General features: G+C 70.1%; 1 protein-coding gene. It reads right to left on the reverse strand.

What is annotated here, in order from left to right; genetic code table 11:
- Positions 1-194 (reverse strand): hypothetical protein (locus tag O4H32_RS14975; RefSeq protein WP_269360413.1); only part of this gene is annotated, 194 nt, incomplete at its 3' end.
- Between the last annotated feature and the right edge of the window lie 17 nt (positions 195-211).

Below are 211 nucleotides of genomic sequence, written 5' to 3' on the forward strand. Positions count from 1 at the left end.
GTCGACTGGCTGGCATCCGAGCCCGCCGACTCGCCCGTGCCGCGCGTGGCCAGCAGGCCCGCCTCGTACACCTGCGTGTCCGCGCCGCCAGCCGCCGGGATCGTGCCGATCGTCGGCACCGAGTTGCCGATGTCGATCGTCAGCGTCGCTGTGTCGGTGTCCGTGTCCCCATCGCTCAAGGTGTAGGTGAACACGTCGTTCACCCCGCCAG

Origin of the sequence: Castellaniella denitrificans (assembly GCF_027214045.1) — a bacterium.
GTDB lineage: Bacteria > Pseudomonadota > Gammaproteobacteria > Burkholderiales > Burkholderiaceae_B > Castellaniella > Castellaniella denitrificans_A.